This is a genomic window from Burkholderia sp. Leaf177, from assembly GCF_001424345.1.
GTDB lineage: Bacteria > Pseudomonadota > Gammaproteobacteria > Burkholderiales > Burkholderiaceae > Caballeronia.
In genome coordinates this window covers 248,684-271,156 of sequence record NZ_LMPF01000024.1, presented here as the reverse complement: position 1 = coordinate 271,156, position 22,473 = coordinate 248,684, and the positions used below count along the sequence as shown (strand labels likewise).

The window sequence follows — 22,473 nt, the reverse complement described above, 5'->3', positions numbered from 1 at the left end:
GGCTATGAACCTCCTGAACGGTGCAAATGGTGACCTCTGGTATCTGTGGGTCGCCTTCGACATTACGTTTGTCGTGCTGGCAATCGAAATCGCGATCACGGTCAATGCGGGCAGGAAGTATCGGCGGCGCGAGCGGCTGATCCAGCCACGCACCCGCACGAGCACGCTGACGGAGAGACCGTGAAGGGGCGCACGCGACGTGCGTGCGGTGTCGCCGCCGGGCTGGTGACGCTCGGCGGCGCGGCGGCGCTGGTGCTCAACGCGTTCAATTCCAACGTGATGTTTTTTGTCACGCCGAGCCAGCTTGCGGCTGACGGCATGGTGCATCCGGCGCGGCTGCGAGTAGGCGGACTCGTCGAGCACGGTTCGGTCCAGCGCGATGCAAACGGGCTGACCGTGCGTTTCATGATCACCGATACCGCTCGCGAAATCCCTGTTGTTTATCGTGGCGTCCTGCCGGATCTTTTTCGCGAGGGAAAGGGCGTGGTCGCACAAGGGCATGTGTCGGCGGAGGGTGTTTTCGTGGCGGATCAGGTTCTCGCCAAGCACGATGAAAACTACATGCCGCCCGAAGCCGCCGATGCGCTCAAGCGCGCCCGGCCCACCGTGAAAATATCCGACAAGACAGGACCGATCCGATGATCCCCGAGCTCGGCCAGTTCGCGTTGATCGTTGCGTTGCTGCTCGCCGTGACCTGCGGCGTGCTGCCGCTGATTGGCGCGGCGTGCGGCATTCGCGGCTGGATGCGCAGCGCATGGCCGCTCGCACGCGGACAAACCGCGTTCGTCGCGATGGCGTTCGCGTGCCTGGCGGTATCGTTTATCAACGACGATTTTTCGGTTGCCTACGTGGCGTCGAATTCCAATTCCATGCTGCCGCTTGCATACCGTTTCGCCGCCGTCTGGGGCGGACACGAAGGCTCGCTGTTGCTCTGGACCTTGCTGCTGACGTTCTGGATGACCGCGGTCTCCATCTTCAGCAAACAGCTTCCCATGCCGATGGTCGCGCGCGTGCTCGGCGTCATGAGCTGGATCAACACGGGTTTTCTCGCCTTCATGCTGTGGACGTCGAATCCGTTCAACCGCCTTTTGCCTCCTGCGATGGACGGCCGCGATCTCAACCCTTTGTTGCAAGACCCCGGCATGGTTTCGCATCCGCCGATCCTCTACATGGGTTACGTGGGTTTTGCCGTGGCGTTCTCGTTCGCGGTGTCGGCGCTGTTATCCGGTCAGCTCGATGCCACCTGGGCACGCTGGTCCCGACCATGGACCACGGCCGCGTGGACCTTTCTCACGCTCGGCATCATGCTCGGCAGCGGCTGGGCGTATTACGAACTCGGTTGGGGCGGCTGGTGGTTCTGGGACCCGGTGGAGAACGCGTCGTTCATGCCGTGGCTCGTCGGCACGGCGCTGATGCATTCGCTCGCCGTCACCGACAAACGCGGCAGCTTTCGCGCGTGGACCGTGCTGCTCGCCATCTGCGCGTTTTCGCTGAGTTTGCTCGGCACGTTCCTCGTGCGCTCGGGCGTGATTACGTCGGTTCATGCGTTCGCCACCGATCCCACGCGCGGCCTCTTCATTCTCGTATTCCTCTCGATAGTGACCGGCGGCGCGCTGATGCTGTTTGCGTGGCGCGCGCCAAAGATCGGTCTGGGCGCCGGTTTCGCGCTGGTATCGCGCGAGTCGTTGCTGTTATCGAATAACGTGGTGTTGATGGTCGCCGCGGCTTCCGTTCTGCTCGGCACGTTGTACCCGCTTGCGCTCGATGTGCTCGGGCTCGGCAAGATCTCCGTCGGCGCGCCGTATTTCGATGCCGTGTTCGTGCCGCTCATAACGCCCGCCATTTTCCTGATGGGCATAGGACCGATCGCCCGATGGAAGTCCGCGCGGCTGCCGGATATCGCCATGCGCCTTTGCTGGGCGGCGCTGGTCAGCGTGGCTTCGGCGGTCGCTGTGCCGTTGCTTGCCGGCGGGTGGAGGCCGCTGGTTGCGTTGGGGATCGGACTTGCCGTGTGGTGCGCGACCTCGACACTGACCGCGCTCGTGGTGCGTATCGCCGAGCAGCGCGGCGCGTTTCTCATGCGATTTTTTCATGTGCCGCACGGCTTCTACGGCATGTGCGCCGCGCATTTGGGCGTCGGCGTTTTTATCGCGGGCGTGACGCTCGTCAAAGGCTACGAAAGTTCCGGCGATGGAAGGCTCGACGTCGGCCAGTCAGTCAGCGCCGGCGGTTATACGTTCCGCTTCGATGGCACCAAGGAAGTCAACGGTCCTAACTATCGGGCATTGCGCGCGACGGTCGTGGCGAGTCGCGATGGCGCCGTGATCGCCGTGATGCATCCGGAAAAACGCTACTTTGTTGTGCAGAAAACCACGATGACCGAAGCCGCCGTCGACCGTGCGCTGTTGCGCGATCTGTACGTCGCACTCGGCGATGCCGCTGCCGACAGCCCGACCGCGTGGACCTTGCGCGTACAAGTGAAGCCGTTTGTGAACTGGATCTGGGGAGGGTGCCTTCTGATGGCATTTGGCGGCTTGTTGGCGGCGAGTGACCGGCGGTATCGGCTTGCTGTGAAAGCGCGGCGCGAGGCGTCCGGTGCGTCCGCTGCCTCCGCTGCCTCCGCATTCACCGCTCGCAGCCGGCTTCAGGCTCAATCCGCCATTGCAACGGCGCACGCAAAGGAGACGCGCTAGATGAAACGCTTTTTGCTGCCGCTGATTTTTTTCGCGAGTTTGAGCGCGGTGCTGGCGGCATCGTTGTCAAACGATCCGCGACGTTTGCCGTCGGCGTTTATCGGCAAGAACGCGCCTCAGTTCGACCTTCCTCGCCTGGACAATCCCGGCAGAAATCTTTCTCCCGGCGCGTTGCGCGGGCAAGTGTGGATCATGAACGTCTGGGCGTCGTGGTGCGAATCCTGCCGCGACGAACATTCCCTGCTGGTCTCGCTTGCGAGCAAGAACGTCGTGCCCATCTACGGGCTCAATTACAAGGACGAGCCGGAAGCGGCGCGGCAATGGCTGCGGCAAGCGGGCAATCCGTATATTGCATCGATGGTCGATCGTGCGGGGCAAACCGGCATCGACTATGGCGTGTACGGCGTGCCGGAGACCTTCGTGATCGACCGGCAGGGCGTGATCCGCTTCAAGCGTTCGGGGCCGCTCACTCAAACCGCGCTCGATACACAAGTTCTGCCACTGGTCCGAGAGCTGCAAAACGAGGGCAGCGATGAATAAGCTCGCCTGCTTGTTGTTCCTCCTTGGTTGCTTCGCGCAGACTCGTGCGCTCGCGGTCGAGGTCGCGCCTAACAAGAGCGCGAACCCCGAAGTCAAAACGCGGATAACCCGGCTGGAATCGAATTTCCGATGTCTCGTCTGCCAGAACGAAACCATTGCGGACTCGACCGCCGATCTCGCGGCGGACCTTCGCGCGGTCATCCATCATCAGGTGGAGCAGGGCGCGACCGATGCGCAAATACGCGATTACATGGTGACGCGATACGGCGACTTCGTACTTTACGATCCGCCGTTCAAGACGCTGACCTGGGCGCTCTGGATCGGACCATTTGTTTTGCTCGTGCTTGCGTTTGCCGCGCTTGTTAGCGTGGTGTTGCGTCGCCGGAGAACGCCGCCGCCCGGGCTCACGGACCTCGAGCGCAGACGCGCGAGGCGTCTCCTGGGCAGCCGCTCATGATCACTTTCTGGATCGTCGCGGCCGCCATGCTCATCGCGGCAATTTTGTGCGCGGTCGTGCCGCTGATGCAGCGCGACGACGCCACTCATACACACAAGATCCGCGCGCCGAATGTGGCGCTGTATCGTCAGGAACTCGCCGATGCCGACCGCGACCGGCTCGCGGGCAACCTATCAGACGATCAGCACGCAACGTTGCGCAGCGAGCTGGAACAGCGCGTTCTCGCAGACACCGTGACGTTGGTCGGGCCGACCGCGCCGGCGCCGCCACACGGCGCGGCTACGCGCGCAGCCAGCGCCGCGCTTCTGATCGCGCTGTTTCCGGCCGCTGCGTGCGCGCTGTATCTCACGCTTGGACAGCCCGCGGCGCTCGGCCTGGACGACTCGCTCGGCGCATCGCATGACATGGGTTCGGCTTCGGTGGAAATGATGGTGTCGCGCCTTGCGTTTCGTTTGAAAAGCCGCGTCCCCGATCCCGGCGATGCCGCGAATTGGGCCACGCTCGCGCGCTCGTACGCGGTGCTCGAGCGCCCGGCGGACGCAGCAGCGGCCTACGCGCGTGCAGTCGCACTCAATCCCGCCGACGCCCAGATGCGCGCCGATTTCGCCGATACGCTCGCAAGCGCGAACGATGGCCATCTCGATGGCCGGCCTTCAGAGGAAATCGCAGCGGCGCTGGCCATCGAACCGGCGAATCCGAAGGCGCTGGCGCTAGCTGCATCGGCGGCATTCGAGGCGCGGCGCCTGGCATCCGCGATCGGCTATTGGCGGCGTTTGATCGCCACGCTCGATGCCACGTCGCCCATCGCGGTCCAGGCGCAGAAGAATATCGATCAGGCGCTGAGCATGAGCGCGGTCACGGTATCGCTGCAGTTCGCCGACGGCGCGCACACAGCGCCCGATGCCACCGTGATCCTGAGCGCGCATGCGCTCGGCGGGGCCGGGACATTGCTGGCCGAGCGGCATTTATCGGCGAGTGAATTGCCGGTCACGGTCGTACTCGATGACTCGTTCGCTCTCAATCTCGCCGATACGCTTTCGGCCTTTCCGCAAGTCAGCGTGGAGGCGCGCGTGGTCACGGCAGCGCCGGGCGGGAATCTGTCGGCTCAAACGAATGTCACTGCAGGCGAAAACCGGCACGCTGCGCTCGTGATCGCGGCCGCGCCGGGATAGGTGAGTGAAAAAATTGTTAAGCTCGGCGTTCGGCCACTTTTCTCTCCGATATGTTCGAGTTCGACGAGTTGTTCCAGATTGCCTACAAACGCGAGCGCGCGATCAGCCGCCGGTTGACGAAGCTCACGGCGCTTTCCGAGCACGCCGCGTTGACGCAGACGCTCGAGAAGTCAGCGGGTGCCGCGTCGCTTGCTGAACTGGTCGAGGCGCGGCGTCTGGAACAGGCGACGGCGCTTCGAGCCGCGCAGCGCCGCCGGGAAGACCGTGCGGCCGTCCGCGCTGCACGCAACCTGAAAACAATCAGTCGCGATACCGTCACGTGGCACGCATGGTTCGATGGCTCCGCGCATCCGAATCCGGGGAAGATCGGCATTGGCGGATTGCTGGAAAGTCCCGACGGCGAGATCATGAAAATCAGCGCGATCGCCGGTCATGGCGATAGTTGCAAGGCGGAATATCTGGCGCTGGTCGCGGTGCTGGAAGCGGCGTTATCGCAGCGGCCTGCGCCTCGGATACTGGTGATTCACGGCGACAGTCAGATTGTCATAGAAGACGTTTTACGCGATACCGCCAGCAGCGCGCCCGCGCTCATTGCGTATGCAACGCGAGCGCGCGAGTTGATCGCGCAACTCGCCGATGTGCGTTTTCAGTGGATCCCACGCCACCGCAACACAGCCGCCGATGCGCTATCACAAAGCGCCATCCGCGAAGATCACGCCAACTCACGTACGTCCGTCACGGGCGTTTCTCCGAACGCATCGCTCAACGCATAATCGAGCACTTTTCGCGCGGCATCGGCGGGCGTGGAAAGCTGGCCGCTGCGCTTGAGTTCATCGAATTTTTCGCGCAGCGGAAACGCATCCAGACCCGTATTGCGGATCTCGGCTTGCATGTCTGTATCGATAACCCCCGGTGCCACGCTGCCAATGCGCAACGCACGATTGTCATCCAGCGCAACAGCGCGTGCGTGATGATCCAGCGCGGCTTTCGTCGCGCAATAGATGCTCCAGCCGGGGTATGCATTGCGCGCGGCGCCGCTTGAAATATGCACGATCCGGCGATCCAAAACGCTTGCGCCCGTTGCCGCTACCGCCGCCGATAACATCAATGGCGCCGCCACGTTCAAACTGACGGACCGGCCGATCGCGCCCACATCCTGGCCTTCCAAAGGACCGACCGGCTGCAACATGCCCGCGTTGTTGATCAGCAATACGGTATGCGCGCCCTCCACGAACTGCGTCAATGCGCCCGTTGCGATCCATGTTTCGAGCGCGGATGTATCAGCGAGATCGAGTTCCACTTCCTGCAATAAATCCGACGCGCGCACACCGCTGCGACTGCGCGAAATCCCGAGCACGGCAATGCCGCGCGCGATCAAATTACTGGCGAGCGCCGCCCCAAGACCGCGCGTATGACCGGTGAGAATCGCCTTGATGGTGTTCATGTGATTGCGGTCCGTTGAATGAAGTCGAACGGGAAAGTTATCACGAGTTTTAAACGTCCACATCGCACGTGCCGTTTCGCAAGATGGTGCAACGAAGCTTCCTAATAGCGCGACATATTGACGACGATCAATCGATTTGCATTTTCGACGCCGTCTCAAAAAGTTGAACGCTGTATGTGCAAGGCTTTGCGACACATTTACCGATCGCGCTGGGATAATCGCCGCTCCTTATATGTCGGACTCCTGCGTTATCGAGTCTGGTTGAAAAATGTCTTTGAGTTTTCAGTTCGCACATCGCGGTGTCAAACCTTAATCGAGATTTCCCATGACTTCACACTCGTCCGGCTCGTCGCAGACGCGCTCGTTTACGACCGTTTTCCTGATCGAGATGTGGGAGCGTTTCGGCTATTACGGCATGGCCGCGTTGCTCGTCCTGTTCATGATCGACAAGCTTGGTTTCACCGATGAACATGCCAACCTCACCTGGGGCGCATTCACCGCGCTGGTGTTCTCGGCGCCGGCAATTGGCGGCTGGATCGGCGACAAGATCCTCGGTGCACGGCGCACGATGATCTTCGGCGCGTGCGTGCTGGCCTCGGGCTATTTGATGCTCGCAATCCCGTTCGAATCGCTCGGTTATATGTATGCGGCGCTCGGCGTGATCGTGGTGGGAAACGGCCTGTTCAAGGCGAACGCGGCGAACCTCGTGCGGCGCATTTACGAAGGCGACGACGCGCGGCTCGACAGCGCGTTCACCATCTACTACATGTCGGTGAATATCGGCTCGACCATCTCGATGCTCGCCACACCCTGGATCAAGGACCATTGGGGCTGGCATGTCGCGTTTGCCGTATGTTTCGCGGGCATGGTGCTTGGCCTGATCAATTTCGCGATCATGCGCAACACGGTGGCGCGCATTGGTTCCGCTCCCGACGACAAACCCATGCAATGGCGCCACTTCGCCGCCGTCGTGGCGGGTGCCGTAGCGCTTGGCGTGGCGACCGTGTTCGTGCTCCAGAACGAACAGGTCGCGGCGGTTTGTGTGTACGCGGCGGGTGCCGCCATTCTTGTCATCTTCGGCTGGATGCTGATGAAATGCGATCGCAGTGAACGCGCGGGTTTGCTCGCCGCGTTGATCCTGACGCTGCAAGTCATTTTGTTCTTCATCTTCTATCAGCAGATGTCGACTTCATTGACTTTATTCGCGCTTCGCAACGTGGATCCGTCGTTCACGCTGTTCAACGTGAAGCTGTTCTCGTGGAGCGCGGCGCAATTCCAGGCGCTCAATCCAATCTGGATCATGTTGCTGAGCCCGTTCCTCGCGATCGGTTACACGCGCCTCGCAAACAAGGGCATCGATCTGCCGATCGCCGCAAAGTACGCGCTCGGGTTCGTTGTCGTGGCACTGGGCTTCTTCGTATTCGCATTCAGTGGCCGTTATGCAGTCGATGGCCGCGTGTCGTCATGGTTCATGGTCGGCGGCTACGGGCTGTATTCGCTCGGCGAATTGCTGGTCTCGGGTCTCGGCCTCGCGATGATCGCGCACTACGTACCCGTGCGCATGAGCGGTTTCATGATGGGCGCGTATTACGTCGCAACTGGCGTGTCGCAGTATCTCGGCAGCGTGGTCGCCAACCTGGCGCGCATGCCATCGGGCGATCTCGGTCCACTGCAATCGTTGCCGCTTTACACGTCGCTGTTCTTCGGTCTGGGCTGGGTTGCAGCGGGAGGGGCGGCGGTCGCGGTCGTGTTGTTGCCGCTGCTGAAGCGCTTGTCGAAAGAACATCGCCGATGCCTCGATGCCACGCGTAATGGTGTCGATGCCTATCCGGCGCCATAGTGGGATCGACACGATAGATTCAACGCGGCTTCATCGAGTTGCAATATTCGTCGATTAGGTTTGACCGCGCATGCCCATCCCGCTATAATCTTTTTCGCGGGGTGGAGCAGTCTGGCAGCTCGTCGGGCTCATAACCCGAAGGTCGTAGGTTCAAATCCTACCCCCGCAACCAAAGATTCAAACGCATAAAGCCCGGTCTATCCGGGCTTTATGCGTTTACGGCTGTTAGCTAAGATCCACGCTTTTTCCGCGTCACGCACATGGCTAACAAAACGCCGAACAAACGCCAAAAGCCCACACGATGATCACATTGTGCAGGCTTCCAAATTCTGGTTTGCGCGGCGGTCGATGCAGGCGATAACCGCAACCTGCGAATGCGCGACTTATGGGGCAACTTGATTTGTCACCAGGCGTGTGCCCGAGCGGATTGCATCAGGGCAACGCGTAGTTCGGATGGCCCGTGAGCCATACAACTACTTCAATAGAATTTCTTCGGCAACTGGGCGCGACGGATTTGCTTGCGCAGACGAGCAACGGCAGCAGCTTTCTTGCGCTTGCGCTCAGTGGTCGGCTTTTCATAAGCCATACGCGACTTCAGTTCCTGAATCAGGCCGGTACGTTCGACGGTGCGACGAAAACGGCGCATGGCGACGTCGAAAGGCTCGTTCTCTTTCAACAATACTTTAGTCATTGAGTTCTCAGTTGTTCTGGCCCTGCCAGAAAATTAAACGAAATGCAATTGTACACTTTTTGATGCCTTCATTGCAGGCGGCTCAACAATGGCGTGCTTCGCAGTGGCCGGGAAGAACATCGTAGGTCATTGATAAAAGACAACAATCCCGGATTACCCGGGCAATCGCAAGGCTCCGGTCAGCCGTCTCAAAACCCTCGGCCACGGCCAGGTTTTGCATCCGCCGCAAGAGGAATCGGCTGGAAATCGGCATGAATTTTTATATTCGCGAGCGGCATCGCCACGCACGGAAGAATCCAGCCTTGAGCTTTTTCTTCAGCGCTCAAACCCGGCCATTCAATCCTGTAGTGGACATCGCCGTCTTTCAGCTGGCATAAGCACGCCCGGCAGGTCCCATTTCGACACGAACTGGACAACCGCAAGCCGGCGGAGGCCGCAGCTTCAAGAATGGTCATCTCGCCCGCCGCTGGGAAGCTGCGATTCGACGGCAGCAAAGTGATCGTGAATGTTTGCGGGAGCATGGCGACTTTTACGGTGTTTTCACGATGACCGCGCGCCCGTGCGTCAAGTCGCGGATTGCATCGGCTGCAGCATCGCGGACGGCGAGCGGCATCTGAATGGAAAGGCTTACCGTCATGCCGTATCCAGGCTCGGCGAGCGCGTGGCCTTCTTGCTCGACCCATCGCCGAACGCGGGCTTCATCGGCGTAATCCACTTCCACTTCGAGCAGCCCGAGCGCCACACGTTCAATGCGCTCGGCAAGCTGCATGGCGGTCGCGATGGCGTCCGTGTACGCGCGCACGAGTCCGCCCGCGCCGAGCTTGATGCCGCCGTAGTAGCGCACGACGGCCGCCAGCACGCCGTCCACCTCATGGTGGCGCAACACTTCGAGAATCGGCCGGCCAGCGGTGCCGGAGGGTTCGCCGTCGTCGGACATGCCCGATTCACCGCCCGCCAGCAATGCCCAGCAAACGTGCGTGGCGGCGGGATGTTGGGCGCGCAGCGAATCGAGTTCGAGCATCGCGGCGGCGCGATCGGCGACCGGCAAGACCAGCGCGATGAAACGGCTCTTGCGGATATCGATTTCAGCCGTGACAGCGGCGGCAAGGGTGTACGTGGGCAAATGCAACTCAGACGGGAAAATGCGATTACGGGCGACGCCGTGTGGAACAGGACAGCGGATCCATACTTTATCTCGGTGGCAGCAACGGTTTGTCTTCGCCGAGCGGACGTTGCATGAGCACGGTATCGACCCATTGGCCGTGTTTGTAGCCCGCCTTGCGCAGGACGCCGACATGTTCGAAGCCAAGCCGCGTGTGCAGCGCGATCGATCCCGCGTTGCCGCTGTTGCCGATCACGGCGACCATCTGCCGCCATGGGCCGGCTTCGCATCGTTCGATCAGGGCGGACAGGAGCGCGAGACCAAGCCCACGTCCACCGTGACCATCGGCGATATAAACCGAATCCTCGATGGTATGCCGGTACGCCGAGCGCGGCCGATACGCCGTCGCATACGTATAACCGACCACTTCGCCCTGTTGTTGCGCCACCAGGTAAGGCAAGCCCGCGTTCGTGATGGACGCATGCCGCGCGCGCATTTCATGTGCATCGGGCGGCGTTTCCTCGAACGTGGCAAGCGCGTGCAATACGTAATGCGCATAGATGCGCGTGATTGCGTCGAAGTCGGCTGCGGTTGCGTCGCGGATAGTGAACGCGTGGGCATCGTCCAGTGCCATTGATTGCCTCCTTGAGTCGGGCGTGGCGAAGTAGTGGGAATGTTCACGGCTTGCCCGATTTTCTCACGAGTCCCGGCCATATCCGCCATTCGCCAGACGCCTGCGCACATGCGTCGTAAAAGTACTAGACCGGCGTGCGGCAGCCCACCAAAGGGCACATTTCGTCGCTGCAGAAGCATTGAAGCGATGCATCCGCGACCGCTACACTGGGTCGCTTGCGTGCGCGCGGTCGCGCCACATAAGCGCTACATGAACGCTACATGAGCACGACACGAGCACTACACGAGCACTGGCTAAGACCAGCATGCCGCGCCCGTGAACATTGAACCACACTGTTTCTTCCGGCAAAGCCAATCAGAAGCACGCGGCGTGACTTGCGTCGAAAACCACAAGAGGCACACAAGGCATGACGGACAGGAAGACTCACGCATGACGAACACCTTCAATATCGCCGGTACTGCCCGTTCGCGCGCTCTTCCCTGGAACTGGCTGTTCGCGGGACTCGCGGGCGGACTCGCTGTTTCCGCCTGGCTCGGCCTGCTGATGGTCCGGCGCCTCTCACCGCTCGGGCAGCTCAGCGACGCCGTGCGCCGGCATCAGTTTATTGTCGCGTATCAGCCGATTGTCGATCTCGACACGCGGCAGTGCATTGGCGCTGAAGCACTGGTCCGATGGAAGCAGAACAACCGTATCGTGCGTCCCGATCATTTCATTCCGCTGGCCGAAAATCGCGGGCTGATCCAGGCGATCACGGACCAGGTGTTCGACACCATCCTGTTCGAGCTCGGCGAGTTCTTGCAGCGGTATCGCGAGATGTATGTGTCGATCAACCTGAGCGCGCCCGATCTCGTCACGCGGCGCTTTCTCGACCGCCTGACTCCGGCGCTTGCAGAAGCAGGCATTTCGCCGCGACAGATCCGGATCGAGGCCACCGAGCGCTGTTTCCTCGACGCCGATGCCGCAAAGGAAGTCATCCAGGCGTTTCGCGACGCCGGGCATCCGGTTTATATCGATGACTTCGGAACGGGGTATTCCAGTCTTTCGCACTTGCAGAATTTCCAGGTCGATGCGCTGAAGATCGACAAGTCGTTCGTCGATACCGTCGGTCAGGACGCAGCGTCCAGCAGCGTGGCGTCGCATATCGTGGACATGGCGCAGACGCTCGGCGTGCAGGTCGTGGCCGAGGGTATCGAGCGCGAGGAGCAGGCGTGTTACCTGCACGCACGCGGCGCGCAATTCGGGCAGGGATGGCTTTTCTCGGAACCGCTTTCTGCGCCGGAATTTATTCGCTATGCAGGGCGCACACCCGTGACGGTGTAGGCTTCGGGCATCGAACTTATATTTCGGAACCCGCCCATGACCGCCAGAATGACCGACGCCGTTGCGTCCGCTTTCCTCAAGGATGTACGCCATCCGCTGCTGGCGCTGCACCGCAGTCTTCTCGATGAATTGCGCGCCCGACACGAAGCCGAGTTCGGCGCGGTATCGCCGGGCGAATTTTTGCAGATCGTCATCAACGGCAGCGCTTTCAAATGGCTCGGGCCGCTCTCGACGCTGATCGCGGCGCTCGACGATGTCATCGACGATTCGGAAGCCACGCCCGACGCACGCATCGACATGGCGCAAGCGGTGACATCGATGTTCGGAGCCAAGGACCGCAACGCCGCCTTCGACGTTCACTATTTGCCGATGTTGCAAACCAGCCCGGACATTGCACTCGCAAACGGCCGCGTGGCGAGCCAGGTGCGCGCCGTACTTCCTGCCGAGCCTGAAAAAGACTGACGAATCGTCGGCGCATTGCGGCCATGCGAAAGGCGAGGGCGTTTGCCCCAATGCCGGTGCAATGGCCGGTTTCGGTAGAATCCGCAGCCATGATCGAATCGATCGGACCCTTCAGACTCATCCTCCGGGGAGAATGCGTTGGACACATCCGCACAAACCGCAGCATCGGCCGCCGCGAAAAACGCCGCGGTCAAACTCGTCGCGCGCGACATCCACAAGCGTTTCGGCGACAACGAAGTACTCAAGGGTGTTTCCCTCGCCGCCAATGCCGGCGACGTGATCAGCATTATCGGGTCGAGCGGTTCAGGCAAAAGTACCTTCCTGCGATGCATCAATTTTCTCGAACGGCCGAATGCGGGCGACATCATCGTCGACGGAGAACCGGTGCGCACGAAAACCGATAATCGCGGCAATCTCGAAGTCGCCGATCACAAACAGCTTCAGCGCGTGCGCACCAAGCTCGCGATGGTGTTCCAGCATTTCAACTTGTGGGCGCACATGACATCGATTGAAAACGTCATGGAAGCGCCCATGCATGTGCTGGGATTATCGAAGAAAGAGGCGAGCGAACGGGCGCGCGAATGTCTCGAGAAAGTCGGGCTTGCTCCGAAGGTCGAGAAGCAATATCCGTCGCATTTGTCGGGCGGCCAGCAGCAGCGCGTGGCGATTGCGCGCGCGCTCGCCATGCATCCGGACGTGATGCTCTTCGACGAACCCACGTCGGCCCTCGATCCGGAACTCGTTGGCGAAGTGCTGAAGGTGATGCAAAAGCTGGCTGAAGAAGGCCGCACCATGATCGTCGTCACGCATGAAATGGGCTTTGCGCGCAATGTATCGAATCATGTGATGTTTCTGCATCAGGGACGCACCGAGGAAGAGGGCGCGCCCGCCGAGGTCCTGAGCCGGCCGAACAGCGAACGGCTGCGCCAATTCCTGTCCGGCAGCCTGAAGTAACGTGCTGGCTGGCGCTGGGCCGCGACCGTTGCGGGTGGTCATCGAGGTGATCGCCCCGTGTTCGATGAGCGGCGCCGGGCCGGTCATCGACACGTTGCGGCTCGCGAACGAAATCGATGGCAATGCGTTGTATGAGTGGCAGGTCGTATCGCACGATGGCCGCGATGTTTTCTTAGGCAGCAGCGCGTTCCTGAAAGCGCAGGCTGCATTCAGCGCGGAAATTGAATGCGACTGGCTGATCGTGCTCAGCGAAGGTTTTCAGCCACTCGGCGGGCAACGCGCGTTTCTTCAGGCGCTGGCTCGCGTGGCGTCAAACACGCCGCTGATCAGCGGGATTCATCATGGCGTGTGGTGGCTCGCGCTGGCAGGATTGCTCGATGGTTATCGTGCAGCCGTGAATTGGGACATGGCGCAGCAATTCACGGAACAGTTCGAAAGCTGCATTGTTTCGCAGCAGATCTTCGAAGCCGATCGCGACCGCGCCACGTGTTGCGGCGGCCAGCCCACCGCCGATTTCATGCTTGCGATGATCGCGCGGCAAACCAATCGCGATCTCGCGGAGCGCATTGCAGACGCGCTCGGCATGAATGCGCTGCGTTCCGGCGATGAACGCCAGCGGATTCCATACGTGACCGCGCCGGGCGAGCGTCATCCGCGTCTGAACGATGCGCTGCAACTGATGGAAGCAAATATAGAAGAGCCGCTCGCCAGCGATGAAATCGCGGCGCTCGTCGGCATTTCGCGTCGCCAGCTGGAGCGGCTCTTCAAGCAATATCTCGGCGCAATGCCGGCGAAGTATTACCTCAATCTCCGGCTCGTCAAGGCACGCACGCAATTGCAGCGAAGCAGCCAGTCGGTCGTGCAGATCAGCCTGGCTTGCGGATTTGCGTCGGCGGCGCATTTTTCCAATGCGTATCGCGAAAGATTCGGCGTGACGCCGCGCGAGGAACGACGCAACTGGATCGAGCGGAACTCACGCTGACCTGACGCTGATGTGTCCATGAAAAACGTGTCGCGTTCACGCAAGACGCGCGCGCCGCTGCGGGCTACGATTCGCTGACCTGTCCTTTAAGCAGATCCCGCCCAAGGAGCGATTCATGACTGACCTCAACGTGACACGCGGTACCTTCGATGAAGTAATGGTGCCTCTGTTCTCCCCGGCCAATTTCGTGCCCGATCGCGGACTCGGTTCGCGCGTCTGGGACACACAAGGGCGCGATTACATCGATTTTGCTGGCGGTATCGCGGTGACGGCGCTGGGTCACGCGCATCCCGAACTGCTCAAGGTTCTCCACGATCAAGGCCAGAAGCTTTGGCACATCGGCAACGGTTATACCAACGAGCCCGTTCTCAGGCTTGCGACCCGTCTCACGGATCTCACCTTTGCCGATCGTGCCTTCTTCGCGAATTCCGGAGCGGAAGCGAACGAAGCCGCGCTGAAACTCGCGCGCCGTTTCGCTATCGACAACAGCGGTCCGCAGAAAGTCGAAATCATCTCGTTCACGCAATCGTTCCACGGCCGCACGCTTTTTACGGTCAGCGTTGGCGGGCAGCCGAAGTACGCCGAAGGTTTCGGTCCGACGCCGCAAGGCATCACGCATCTTCCGTATAACGATCTTGCGGCGGCGCGCGCCGCAATTGGTCCGCAAACGTGCGCGGTGATCGTCGAACCGGTCCAGGGCGAAGGCGGCGTGTTGCCTGCGGACCCCGCGTTCCTGCAAGGCCTTCGCGACGCCTGCGATCAACATGGCGCACTGCTGATTTTTGATGAGGTACAAACGGGCGTGGGCCGGACCGGCACCTTTTACGCGTACATGGGCTATGGCGTGACGCCGGACATCCTGACCACCGCGAAGGCGCTCGGCAATGGTTTTCCGATCGGTGCAATGCTCACCACGACGAAGATTGCCGCGCATTTCAAGGTCGGCGTGCATGGCACTACGTACGGCGGCAATCCGCTGGGCGCGGCTATCGCGGACAAGGTGGTCGAACTGATCAGCAATCCGTCCCTGCTCGAAGGCGTGCAGCAACGCAGCGACGCGATCAAGGCGCATCTGAGGCGTATCGATGAACGTTTTTCAGTGTTCAAGGAAATCCGCGGCAAGGGTCTTCTGATTGGCGCGGAACTCGCCGATGCCTACAAGGATCGCGCAAAAGACGTGCTGACCGCAGCGGCGAAACATGGCGTGATCATGCTGATCGCGGGACCGAACGTGCTGCGTTTTGCGCCTTCGCTGATCATGCCGATGGCCGATCTCGACGAAGGTTTTGCCCGCATCGAAAAAGCTATCGCCGACGTGGCGCAGTGAACGTGCGCTTTTCCTCGGCTTCTTTCAACTCAACGGAATCGCCGATGCTCATCGTCCGCCCCGCAACGCTTGCCGACCTCGACGCTCTCGAACGCATGGCGCATGCCGCGCATCCCGTGCTGCATTCGTTGCCGCGCGACCGGCGCGTCCTGGAGACGCGGGTTGCGCTTTCAGAAGATTCGTTTCGCGCCGATGTCGATTTTCCCGGCGAAGAGTTTTATCTTTTCGTGCTCGAAGACACAACGACGGGGACGTTGCTTGGAACGTCGAGCATCGTGGCATCGGCGGGATATTCGGAACCGTTCTACGCGTTTCGCAACGACGCGCTGATCCACGCATCGCGCGAACTCAAGGTGAACCGCAAGATCCATGCGCTCACCATGTCGCACGAACTCACGGGCAAGAGCCGCCTGACAGGGTTTTATATCGACCCGGCAATACGCGAATCAACGCACGATGCCGCCGCGCATCTGCTCTCGCGCGCCCGCATGATGTACGTGGCCGCGAACCGCAAGCGTTTCTCCGACGACGTCTTCTCGCTGATGCTCGGCGTCACAGACGACGCGGGTGTATCGCCGTTCTGGGAAGCCGTCGGGCGCAAATTTTTCGGCCGTGATTTCGAGCAGGTCGAACTCGAATCGGGCGGACGCAGCCGCACGTTTATCGCGGAAGTGATGCCGAGTTATCCGCTTTATGTGCCGTTGTTGCCGCCCGAAGCGCAGCGCGTGCTGGGCGAGCCCGACGACGGCGCGTTGCTCGCGTATGACATTCATCTTGAAGAAGGTTTCGAGCCCGATCGTTTCGTCGATATCTTCGATGCAGGTCCTGTCCTGACCGTTGCGGTTGAACGCAGCGCGTCGGTGCTGGCGAACGAAGTGCGCACGGTAAGCGATTGTCCGGATAACGCAGTGGCTTCAGGCAAGCCGTATCTGGTTGCCGCCGGCGGCGCGCATGCGTTTCGGTGCGCGCTCGCCAGCCTGCCGTCATCGCGTGCGAGCGGTGCGCCGCTTTCCGCCGAACTGCGCGAAACGCTCAGCGTAAAAGAATCCGATACGGTGCGCTGCGTGCCGCTTCACCAAGCTTCGGGAGAGTTGCAATGATCGTTGTCCGCTGCGTGCAGCCTGGAGATGTCGATGCGCTGGTCGCGCTCGCGCACGAAACGGGACCGGGACTCACCACCTTCAAGCCGGATCGCGATGCACTGACCGCGCGCGTGGAGCGTGCACGCCGTACGCTCGCCAATGAAGCCGCGCCTTACGAGGCCGGCTATCTGTTTGCAATGGAAGACACGGCGACCGGCGATATCGCGGGCGTATGCGGCATTGAAACGGAAGTGGGACTCGAGCAACCGTTTTATAACTACCGGGTCTCAACGGTCGTTCATGCAAGCCGTGATCTCGGCGTCTGGACCAAGATGTCGCTGCTCAACATCTCGCACGACCTGACCGGTTACGCCGAAGTCTGTTCGCTGTTCCTGAGCCCGCGATACAGAACAGCAGGCGTCGGTGGATTGTTGTCGCGCTCGCGCTTCATGTTCATCGCGCAATTCCGCGAGCGTTTTCCTGAGCGTTTGTGCGCCGAACTGCGCGGTCACTTCGATGAAAACGGCGTCTCGCCATTCTGGCAAGCGGTCGGCTCGCATTTCTACCAGATCGATTTCAACGCGGCGGATTACCTGAGCTCGCACGGCAAGAAGTCGTTTTTGGCCGAGCTGATGCCGCGTTATCCCGTCTATCTCGCGATGTTACCCGAAGACGCGCAGGCGGCGGTTGGCCTGACGCACCGCGACACCATGCCCGCGCGCAAGATGCTCGAAACGGAAGGGCTGCGCTACGAAAATCACGTCGATATCTTCGACGCCGGACCGGTGCTCGAATGCCATACGGCGGACCTGCGCACGGTGCGCGAAAGCGTGCTGGCGACGGTGCATATCGGCGAGCGTCATGAAGACGGTGAGGCGCGAAGCCTTGTATCAAATACGTCGCTCGATGACTTCCGTTGCGGCGCGACGTTCGGCATTCCGGAAGACGGAGCGTTCTTGCTGAGCGAAGACGAAGCCGCGGCGCTGCGCGTGAAAGCAGGCGATACGGTGCGCGTCTTGGCATCCCAACCGCGCCCGAAAAACGCAAGTTAAGGACAGGAACATGACTACGATTTCGACTCGATTGTTTATCGATGGCACCTGGAGTGATGGCGGCGGTGCGCCGTTTGCATCGCGTAATCCGGGCAATGGCGAAGTGGTTTGGGAAGGGGCGAGTGCATCGGCGCACGATGTCGATCGCGCGGTGCTTTCTGCACGGCGAGCGTTTGCTTCTTGGTCCGCTTCGACGCTCGACGAACGTATCGCGATCACGCGCCGCTTCGCTGAGTTGCTGAACGAGAACAAGGAAACGCTGGCGCATACCATTGGTCATGAAACGGGCAAACCCTTGTGGGAAGCGCGCACGGAAGTCGCGACCATGGCTGCCAAAGTCGATATCTCGGTCAAGTCGTATCACGAGCGTACCGGCGAGAAACGGCAGGATATGGCCGATGGCGTCGCCGTGTTGCGGCATCGGCCGCATGGCGTCGTGGCGGTTTTCGGGCCTTACAACTTCCCGGGGCATTTGCCGAACGGACATATCGTGCCGGCGTTGATCGCAGGCAATACGGTTGTGTTCAAGCCATCGGAATTCGCGCCGGCCGTGGCCGCCATTACCGTCGATTTATGGGCGCAGGCTGGCTTGCCTTCGGGCGTGCTGAATCTTGTTCAAGGTGAGAAAGACACGGGTATTGCGCTCGCCAATCATCGGCAGATCGATGGTCTGTTCTTCACTGGTAGTTCGGATACCGGAACGTTATTGCATCGGCAATTTGGCGGGCGTCCCGAGATCGTGCTGGCGCTTGAGATGGGCGGCAATAACCCGCTGGTCGTGGCCGAAGTCGAGGACATCGACGCCGCCGTCCATCACACGATCCAGTCGGCGTATCTCTCCGCCGGACAGCGTTGCACGTGCGCGCGACGCTTGTTCGTGCCCGATAACGCTTTCGGGCAACGCTTCACGCAACGCCTGATCGATGTGACATCGAAGATCAAGACTGGCGCTTTCGACGCCGATCCGCAGCCATTCTTGGGCGCGGTGATCTCGGCACGCGCGGCGTCGAAGCTCGTGCAGGCGCAGAAGCAATTGGTTGAAGCGGGCGGCAAGCCGTTGCTCGAAATGACGCAGCAATCGAAGGAACTTGGCTTCGTCACGCCGGCGATCATCGACGTGACGAATGCGCAGAACGTGCCCGACGAGGAACATTTCGGCCCGATGCTGCAGCTCACGCGTTACGCCACTTTCGATCAGGCGATAGAACGCGCGAACGATACCGCGTACGGTTTATCCGCGGGTCTTCTCGCCGACGACGCAGCCACGTGGACGCATTTCCAGCACGCCATTCGCGCGGGCATTGTGAACTGGAACCGGCCGACGAACGGCGCGTCATCGGCGGCGCCGTTCGGCGGTATCGGCAGGTCCGGCAATCAGCGACCGAGCGCGTTTTACGCGGCGGATTATTGCTCGTACCCGATGGCGTCCGTTGAAAGCACCCAGTTGCTCATGCCCGCGAGCGTTTCGCCCGGCCTTCAGTTTTGAGGATCCACGATGCAAGCATTCGAAGCGAATTTCGACGGGCTGGTCGGCCCGACGCACAATTACGCGGGGTTGTCGTTCGGCAATGTCGCGTCGCGCAACAACGAGAAATCGGCGGCGAATCCGAAGGCGGCTGCAAAGCAGGGGCTTCGCAAAATGAAGCGTCTTGCCGACATTGGTTTTTATCAAGGCGTGTTGCCGCCGCTTGAACGGCCGTCGCTGAAGTTGTTGCGCAACTTGGGCTTCACGGGCACGGAGGCTGAAGTCATCGAACGTGCATCGCGTGAAGCGCCCGAGTTGCTGGCAGCGGCGAGTTCGGCGTCTGCAATGTGGACCGCGAACGCCGCGACCGTCAGCCCGTCGGCGGATACGAACGATGGCCGCGTGCACTTCACGCCGGCGAATCTTTCGACGAAGTTGCATCGTGCGATCGAGCATGAAGAAACGCGCCGTTCGCTGGCATCGATCTTCTCCGACGAACAACGCTTCAAGATTCACCACGCGCTACCCGGCACGCCCGCTTTGGGCGACGAAGGCGCGGCGAATCACACGCGTTTTTGCCGCGAATATGGTGAGAAAGGCGTCGAGTTTTTCGTCTATGGCCGCAGCGAATATGGTCAGGGCGCAGCCGAACCGAAGCGTTATCCCGCCCGTCAAACACTCGAAGCCAGCCGCGCGGTCGCACGCCTGCATGGTCTCTCCGATAACGCCACCGTGTTCGCTCAACAGCTCCCCGACGTGATCGATGCCGGCGTGTTCCACAACGACGTGATTGCAGTCGGCAACCGCAACACGCTGTTCTGCCATCAGCGCGCGTTCCTCGATCAGGCGAATGTCTACGATCAACTTCGCATAAAACTCGAGGCGCACGGCAGCACGTTCACTGCAATCGAAGTGCCGGAAGACGAAGTCAGCGTGGCCGACGCCGTATCGTCATATCTGTTCAACAGCCAGTTGCTCACGCGTCCCGACGGCCGGCAAGTCCTCGTCGTGCCGCAGGAATGCCGCGAGAACGCGCGCGTCGCAAAGTATCTGGATTCGTTGGGCGAGCGGCATACATCGATTGACGACGTGCTCGTTTTCGACCTCCGCGAAAGCATGAAAAATGGCGGCGGCCCGGCGTGCTTGCGTCTACGTGTCGTGCTGAACGACGCAGAACGCGCGGCCGTGAATCCTGGCGTATGGATGAACGACACGCTCTTCGCGCAACTCGACGCATGGATCGACACGCATTATCGCGATCGTGTTGCGCCGGCGGATCTCGCCGATCCAAAGCTGCTCGATGAATCGCGCGCGGCCCTCGATGCGCTGACGGGTATTCTCAAGCTGGGTACAATTTACGATTTCCAGCGCTGAGACCACCATGTTCACGAACTTTCTCGACTTCGTCATCGATGGAAAAAAGCCTGCGCTGACCGAAGGCACGTTGCCCAACGGCGTGAAGTGGACGTGGCTCGGCGATGGCATCGTGCGCTTCGAGCCTGGCCATGACGTACAACAAAGCGTGGTGGCATCGGCGGGAATTCATGGCGACGAAACCGCGCCCATCGAAATCCTTTCCGCGCTCGTGGCGGACATCGCAAGCGCAAAGGCGCCGTTGAAAAGCCGCTTGCTGGTGATCTTCGGCAATATCGATGCAATGCGTGCGTCGTGCCGTTATCGCGATGACGATCTGAACCGTTTGTTCAATGGCCGTCACCTGACGCTCGCGGCGAGTCACGAGTCGCCACGCGCGGCCGAGCTGGAAAACGTGACGCGCGATTTCTTTGCGGAGGCCGATTCCACGCACGCAAAGTGGCACATCGATATGCACACGGCCATTCGTCCGTCAGTGTTCGAGCAGTTTGCGCTGCTGCCTTATACGGGCGAGCCGTTGTCGCGGGCGATGTTCGACTGGTTGCAGGACGCAGGGTTATCGGCGGTGCTTTTGCACAAGGAAAAGTCGAACACGTTCACGCATTTCACGGCGGAACAATATGGGGCGCTGGCTTGCACGCTTGAACTTGGAAAAGTTCGTCCGTTCGGGCACAACGATTTGACGCGGTTCGCCGCATCCGATGCAGCGTTGCGCCGCTTGATCGCGGCCGAACCGCCGTTGGCGAAGTCGGGCGACACGTTGAAAGTCTTCACCGTGATTGGCCAGATCACCAAACAAAGCGAGGCGCTCAAGCTGCACGTTGCCGGCGACGTCGCAAACTTCACGCCGTTTGAGCGCGGCACGGTGCTGGCTGAAGACGGCGATTACCGCTATGAAGTCACGCGTGACGAAGAACGCATCGTGTTCCCGAATCCGACCGTGAAGCCGGGATTGCGCGCGGGGCTGATGGTTATCGATACAACCGAAGACACGTATAAAACGTTGACTTGAGCGCGCTCAGATCGACGGCGTGACGGTCACCGTGCATGTGGTTCCGGCGGCGAGTATCAGGCCGTCCGGCACTTCGTCGATACGAATGCGCACGGGCACGCGTTGCGCCAGCCGGACCCAGTTGAAAGTGGGATTCACATCGGCGAGGAGTTCGCGGCTTTCAGGATTGTCCCGGTCGTAGATGCCGCGCGAAATGCTTTGCACGTGACCCTTCAAAACGCCACCGCTCATTAGCTGCATCTCGGCTTTATCGCCGACGCGAACATGCGGCAGTTTCGTTTCCTCGAAGTATCCATAGACCCAGAACGAATGGCTATCGACAATGGCGAGCTTCGCCGCGCCCGCCGTTGCATAGTCGCCGCGATGCGTGTTCAGGTTGGTCACGTAGCCGTCGACGGGCGCGATGACCTTGGTGCGTTCGAGGTTGAGCTCGGCGGCATCGAGCGCGGCCTGAGCCTGCTGCAGATTCGCAGCCGCGCCTGACGCAGCTTGCGTGGCGTTGTCGCGCGATTCCTTCGATACCACCTCGTTGTCCATATCGGCACGGCGCGCGGCGTCGTCGCGGCGCATGCGCAAATCAGCGTTGCGCGCGGCTACGTTCGCCTTCGCCTGTTCAACGGCAATCCGGTAATGCGCGGGATCGATTTGCATCAACAGGTCGCCCTTGTGGACGAACTGGTTATCAATGACGGGCATCTCTACGACTGCGCCGGAGACGTCGGGCGCCACGTTGATCACGTCGGCGCGCACGCGGCCATCGCGCGTCCACGGCTGGTCCATGTAATGCACCCAGAGCGTACGCCCGATCAATATTGCCGCGCCGAAAATAAGCGCCGTCATGACGATGCCGAAAATTTTCCTGATGATCAT

The 22,473-nt window shown here is 60.8% G+C and carries 24 protein-coding genes and 1 tRNA gene; 19 read left to right on the top strand and 6 right to left on the bottom strand.

What is annotated here, in order from left to right; translation table 11 throughout:
* The first annotated feature begins 4 nt into the window (after positions 1-4).
* From ccmD to ASG35_RS25610, 7 genes are read left to right on the top strand one after another with little or no spacing between them, the layout of a single operon-like run.
* Complete coding sequence (ccmD, locus tag ASG35_RS25640) at positions 5-184, top strand: heme exporter protein CcmD (protein ID WP_056364279.1); 180 nt, start codon at positions 5-7, stop codon at positions 182-184.
* Positions 181-642: a cytochrome c maturation protein CcmE gene (gene ccmE, locus ASG35_RS25635; protein ID WP_056364276.1), complete on the top strand. Its 462-nt coding sequence runs from the start codon at positions 181-183 to the stop codon at positions 640-642. The genes ccmD and ccmE overlap by 4 nt, the downstream gene beginning before the upstream one ends.
* Positions 639-2,693, top strand: coding sequence for a heme lyase CcmF/NrfE family subunit (locus ASG35_RS25630; protein ID WP_056364273.1), 2,055 nt, complete (start codon positions 639-641; stop codon positions 2,691-2,693). Before ccmE ends, ASG35_RS25630 begins: the two co-directional genes overlap by 4 nt.
* Positions 2,694-3,233 carry a DsbE family thiol:disulfide interchange protein gene (locus ASG35_RS25625; RefSeq protein ID WP_056364271.1) on the top strand — a complete coding sequence of 180 codons (540 nt, stop codon included), beginning with the start codon at positions 2,694-2,696 and terminating at the stop codon, positions 3,231-3,233.
* Positions 3,226-3,690, top strand: coding sequence for a cytochrome c-type biogenesis protein (locus ASG35_RS25620; RefSeq protein ID WP_056364270.1), 465 nt, complete (start codon positions 3,226-3,228; stop codon positions 3,688-3,690). The genes ASG35_RS25625 and ASG35_RS25620 overlap by 8 nt, the downstream gene beginning before the upstream one ends.
* Positions 3,687-4,862, top strand: a complete 1,176-nt coding sequence (ccmI, locus tag ASG35_RS25615) for a c-type cytochrome biogenesis protein CcmI (RefSeq protein WP_056364267.1) — start codon at positions 3,687-3,689, stop codon at positions 4,860-4,862. The genes ASG35_RS25620 and ccmI overlap by 4 nt, the downstream gene beginning before the upstream one ends.
* A 50-nt stretch (positions 4,863-4,912) precedes the next feature.
* Positions 4,913-5,635, top strand: a complete 723-nt coding sequence (locus tag ASG35_RS25610; protein WP_082508608.1) for a ribonuclease HI family protein — start codon at positions 4,913-4,915, stop codon at positions 5,633-5,635.
* Here the strand turns inward: ASG35_RS25610 and ASG35_RS25605 are convergent.
* On the bottom strand, positions 5,575-6,306 hold the full coding sequence (locus tag ASG35_RS25605; RefSeq protein WP_056364266.1) for an SDR family oxidoreductase: 732 nt from the start codon (positions 6,304-6,306) through the stop codon (positions 5,575-5,577). The two genes, ASG35_RS25610 and ASG35_RS25605, sit on opposite strands and share 61 nt — an antisense overlap.
* Positions 6,307-6,631: 325 nt before the next feature.
* On the opposite strand from ASG35_RS25605, the gene ASG35_RS25600 reads away from it, so the two are divergent.
* Together ASG35_RS25600 and ASG35_RS25595 are read left to right on the top strand one after the other, a co-directional pair.
* Entirely contained in the window at positions 6,632-8,146 is a 1,515-nt protein-coding gene (locus ASG35_RS25600) for a peptide MFS transporter (RefSeq protein ID WP_056364264.1), read from the top strand.
* Between the two features lie 95 nt (positions 8,147-8,241).
* Positions 8,242-8,318: transfer RNA gene (locus tag ASG35_RS25595), tRNA-Met, on the top strand.
* 306 nt (positions 8,319-8,624) lie between these two features.
* Here the strand turns inward: ASG35_RS25595 and rpsU are convergent.
* The 4 genes from rpsU to ASG35_RS25575 all read right to left on the bottom strand — a co-directional run bounded on the left by rpsU (position 8,625) and on the right by ASG35_RS25575 (position 10,573).
* Complete coding sequence (rpsU, locus tag ASG35_RS25590; protein ID WP_006999077.1) at positions 8,625-8,837, bottom strand: 30S ribosomal protein S21; 213 nt, start codon at positions 8,835-8,837, stop codon at positions 8,625-8,627.
* A 188-nt stretch (positions 8,838-9,025) separates the two neighbouring features.
* Positions 9,026-9,292, bottom strand: a complete 267-nt coding sequence (locus ASG35_RS25585; RefSeq protein WP_235527723.1) for a 2Fe-2S iron-sulfur cluster-binding protein — start codon at positions 9,290-9,292, stop codon at positions 9,026-9,028.
* Between the two features lie 74 nt (positions 9,293-9,366).
* A complete protein-coding gene (locus ASG35_RS25580; protein ID WP_056364657.1) occupies positions 9,367-9,960 on the bottom strand; it encodes an IMPACT family protein in 594 nt (197 codons plus the stop codon).
* A 67-nt stretch (positions 9,961-10,027) separates the two neighbouring features.
* Positions 10,028-10,573 carry a GNAT family N-acetyltransferase gene (locus ASG35_RS25575; protein ID WP_056364260.1) on the bottom strand — a complete coding sequence of 182 codons (546 nt, stop codon included), beginning with the start codon at positions 10,571-10,573 and terminating at the stop codon, positions 10,028-10,030.
* Between the two features lie 429 nt (positions 10,574-11,002).
* Between ASG35_RS25575 and ASG35_RS25570 the strand changes: the two genes are divergently transcribed.
* The 10 genes from ASG35_RS25570 (at position 11,003) to astE (ending at position 21,603) form a co-directional block, all read left to right on the top strand.
* Positions 11,003-11,893, top strand: coding sequence for an EAL domain-containing protein (locus ASG35_RS25570; RefSeq protein WP_327019665.1), 891 nt, complete (start codon positions 11,003-11,005; stop codon positions 11,891-11,893).
* A 36-nt stretch (positions 11,894-11,929) separates the two neighbouring features.
* The gene (locus ASG35_RS25565) at positions 11,930-12,355 is read left to right on the top strand and encodes a hypothetical protein (protein WP_056364259.1); all 426 of its coding nucleotides are present in this window, start codon (positions 11,930-11,932) and stop codon (positions 12,353-12,355) included.
* Between the two features lie 138 nt (positions 12,356-12,493).
* The gene (locus tag ASG35_RS25560) at positions 12,494-13,309 is read left to right on the top strand and encodes an ABC transporter ATP-binding protein (protein ID WP_056364257.1); all 816 of its coding nucleotides are present in this window, start codon (positions 12,494-12,496) and stop codon (positions 13,307-13,309) included.
* Between the two features lie 64 nt (positions 13,310-13,373).
* Positions 13,374-14,291 carry a GlxA family transcriptional regulator gene (locus ASG35_RS25555; protein ID WP_082508606.1) on the top strand — a complete coding sequence of 306 codons (918 nt, stop codon included), beginning with the start codon at positions 13,374-13,376 and terminating at the stop codon, positions 14,289-14,291.
* A 115-nt stretch (positions 14,292-14,406) separates the two neighbouring features.
* Complete coding sequence (locus ASG35_RS25550) at positions 14,407-15,618, top strand: aspartate aminotransferase family protein (RefSeq protein ID WP_056364255.1); 1,212 nt, start codon at positions 14,407-14,409, stop codon at positions 15,616-15,618.
* 44 nt (positions 15,619-15,662) lie between these two features.
* On the top strand, positions 15,663-16,718 hold the full coding sequence (gene aruF, locus ASG35_RS25545; protein WP_056364653.1) for an arginine/ornithine succinyltransferase subunit alpha: 1,056 nt from the start codon (positions 15,663-15,665) through the stop codon (positions 16,716-16,718).
* Positions 16,715-17,752 (top strand): arginine N-succinyltransferase, encoded by a 1,038-nt coding sequence (gene astA / locus ASG35_RS25540; protein WP_056364253.1) that lies wholly within the window; start codon positions 16,715-16,717, stop codon positions 17,750-17,752. Before aruF ends, astA begins: the two co-directional genes overlap by 4 nt.
* 10 nt (positions 17,753-17,762) lie before the next feature.
* Entirely contained in the window at positions 17,763-19,238 is a 1,476-nt protein-coding gene (gene astD, locus ASG35_RS25535; RefSeq protein ID WP_056364251.1) for a succinylglutamate-semialdehyde dehydrogenase, read from the top strand.
* A gap of 9 nt (positions 19,239-19,247) precedes the next feature.
* The gene (gene astB / locus ASG35_RS25530; RefSeq protein ID WP_056364249.1) at positions 19,248-20,591 is read left to right on the top strand and encodes an N-succinylarginine dihydrolase; all 1,344 of its coding nucleotides are present in this window, start codon (positions 19,248-19,250) and stop codon (positions 20,589-20,591) included.
* Between the two features lie 7 nt (positions 20,592-20,598).
* Positions 20,599-21,603 (top strand): succinylglutamate desuccinylase, encoded by a 1,005-nt coding sequence (astE, locus tag ASG35_RS25525; protein WP_056364247.1) that lies wholly within the window; start codon positions 20,599-20,601, stop codon positions 21,601-21,603.
* Positions 21,604-21,609: 6 nt separating this feature from the next.
* Here the strand turns inward: astE and ASG35_RS25520 are convergent, their stop codons facing one another.
* Complete coding sequence (locus tag ASG35_RS25520; protein ID WP_056364651.1) at positions 21,610-22,473, bottom strand: efflux RND transporter periplasmic adaptor subunit; 864 nt, start codon at positions 22,471-22,473, stop codon at positions 21,610-21,612.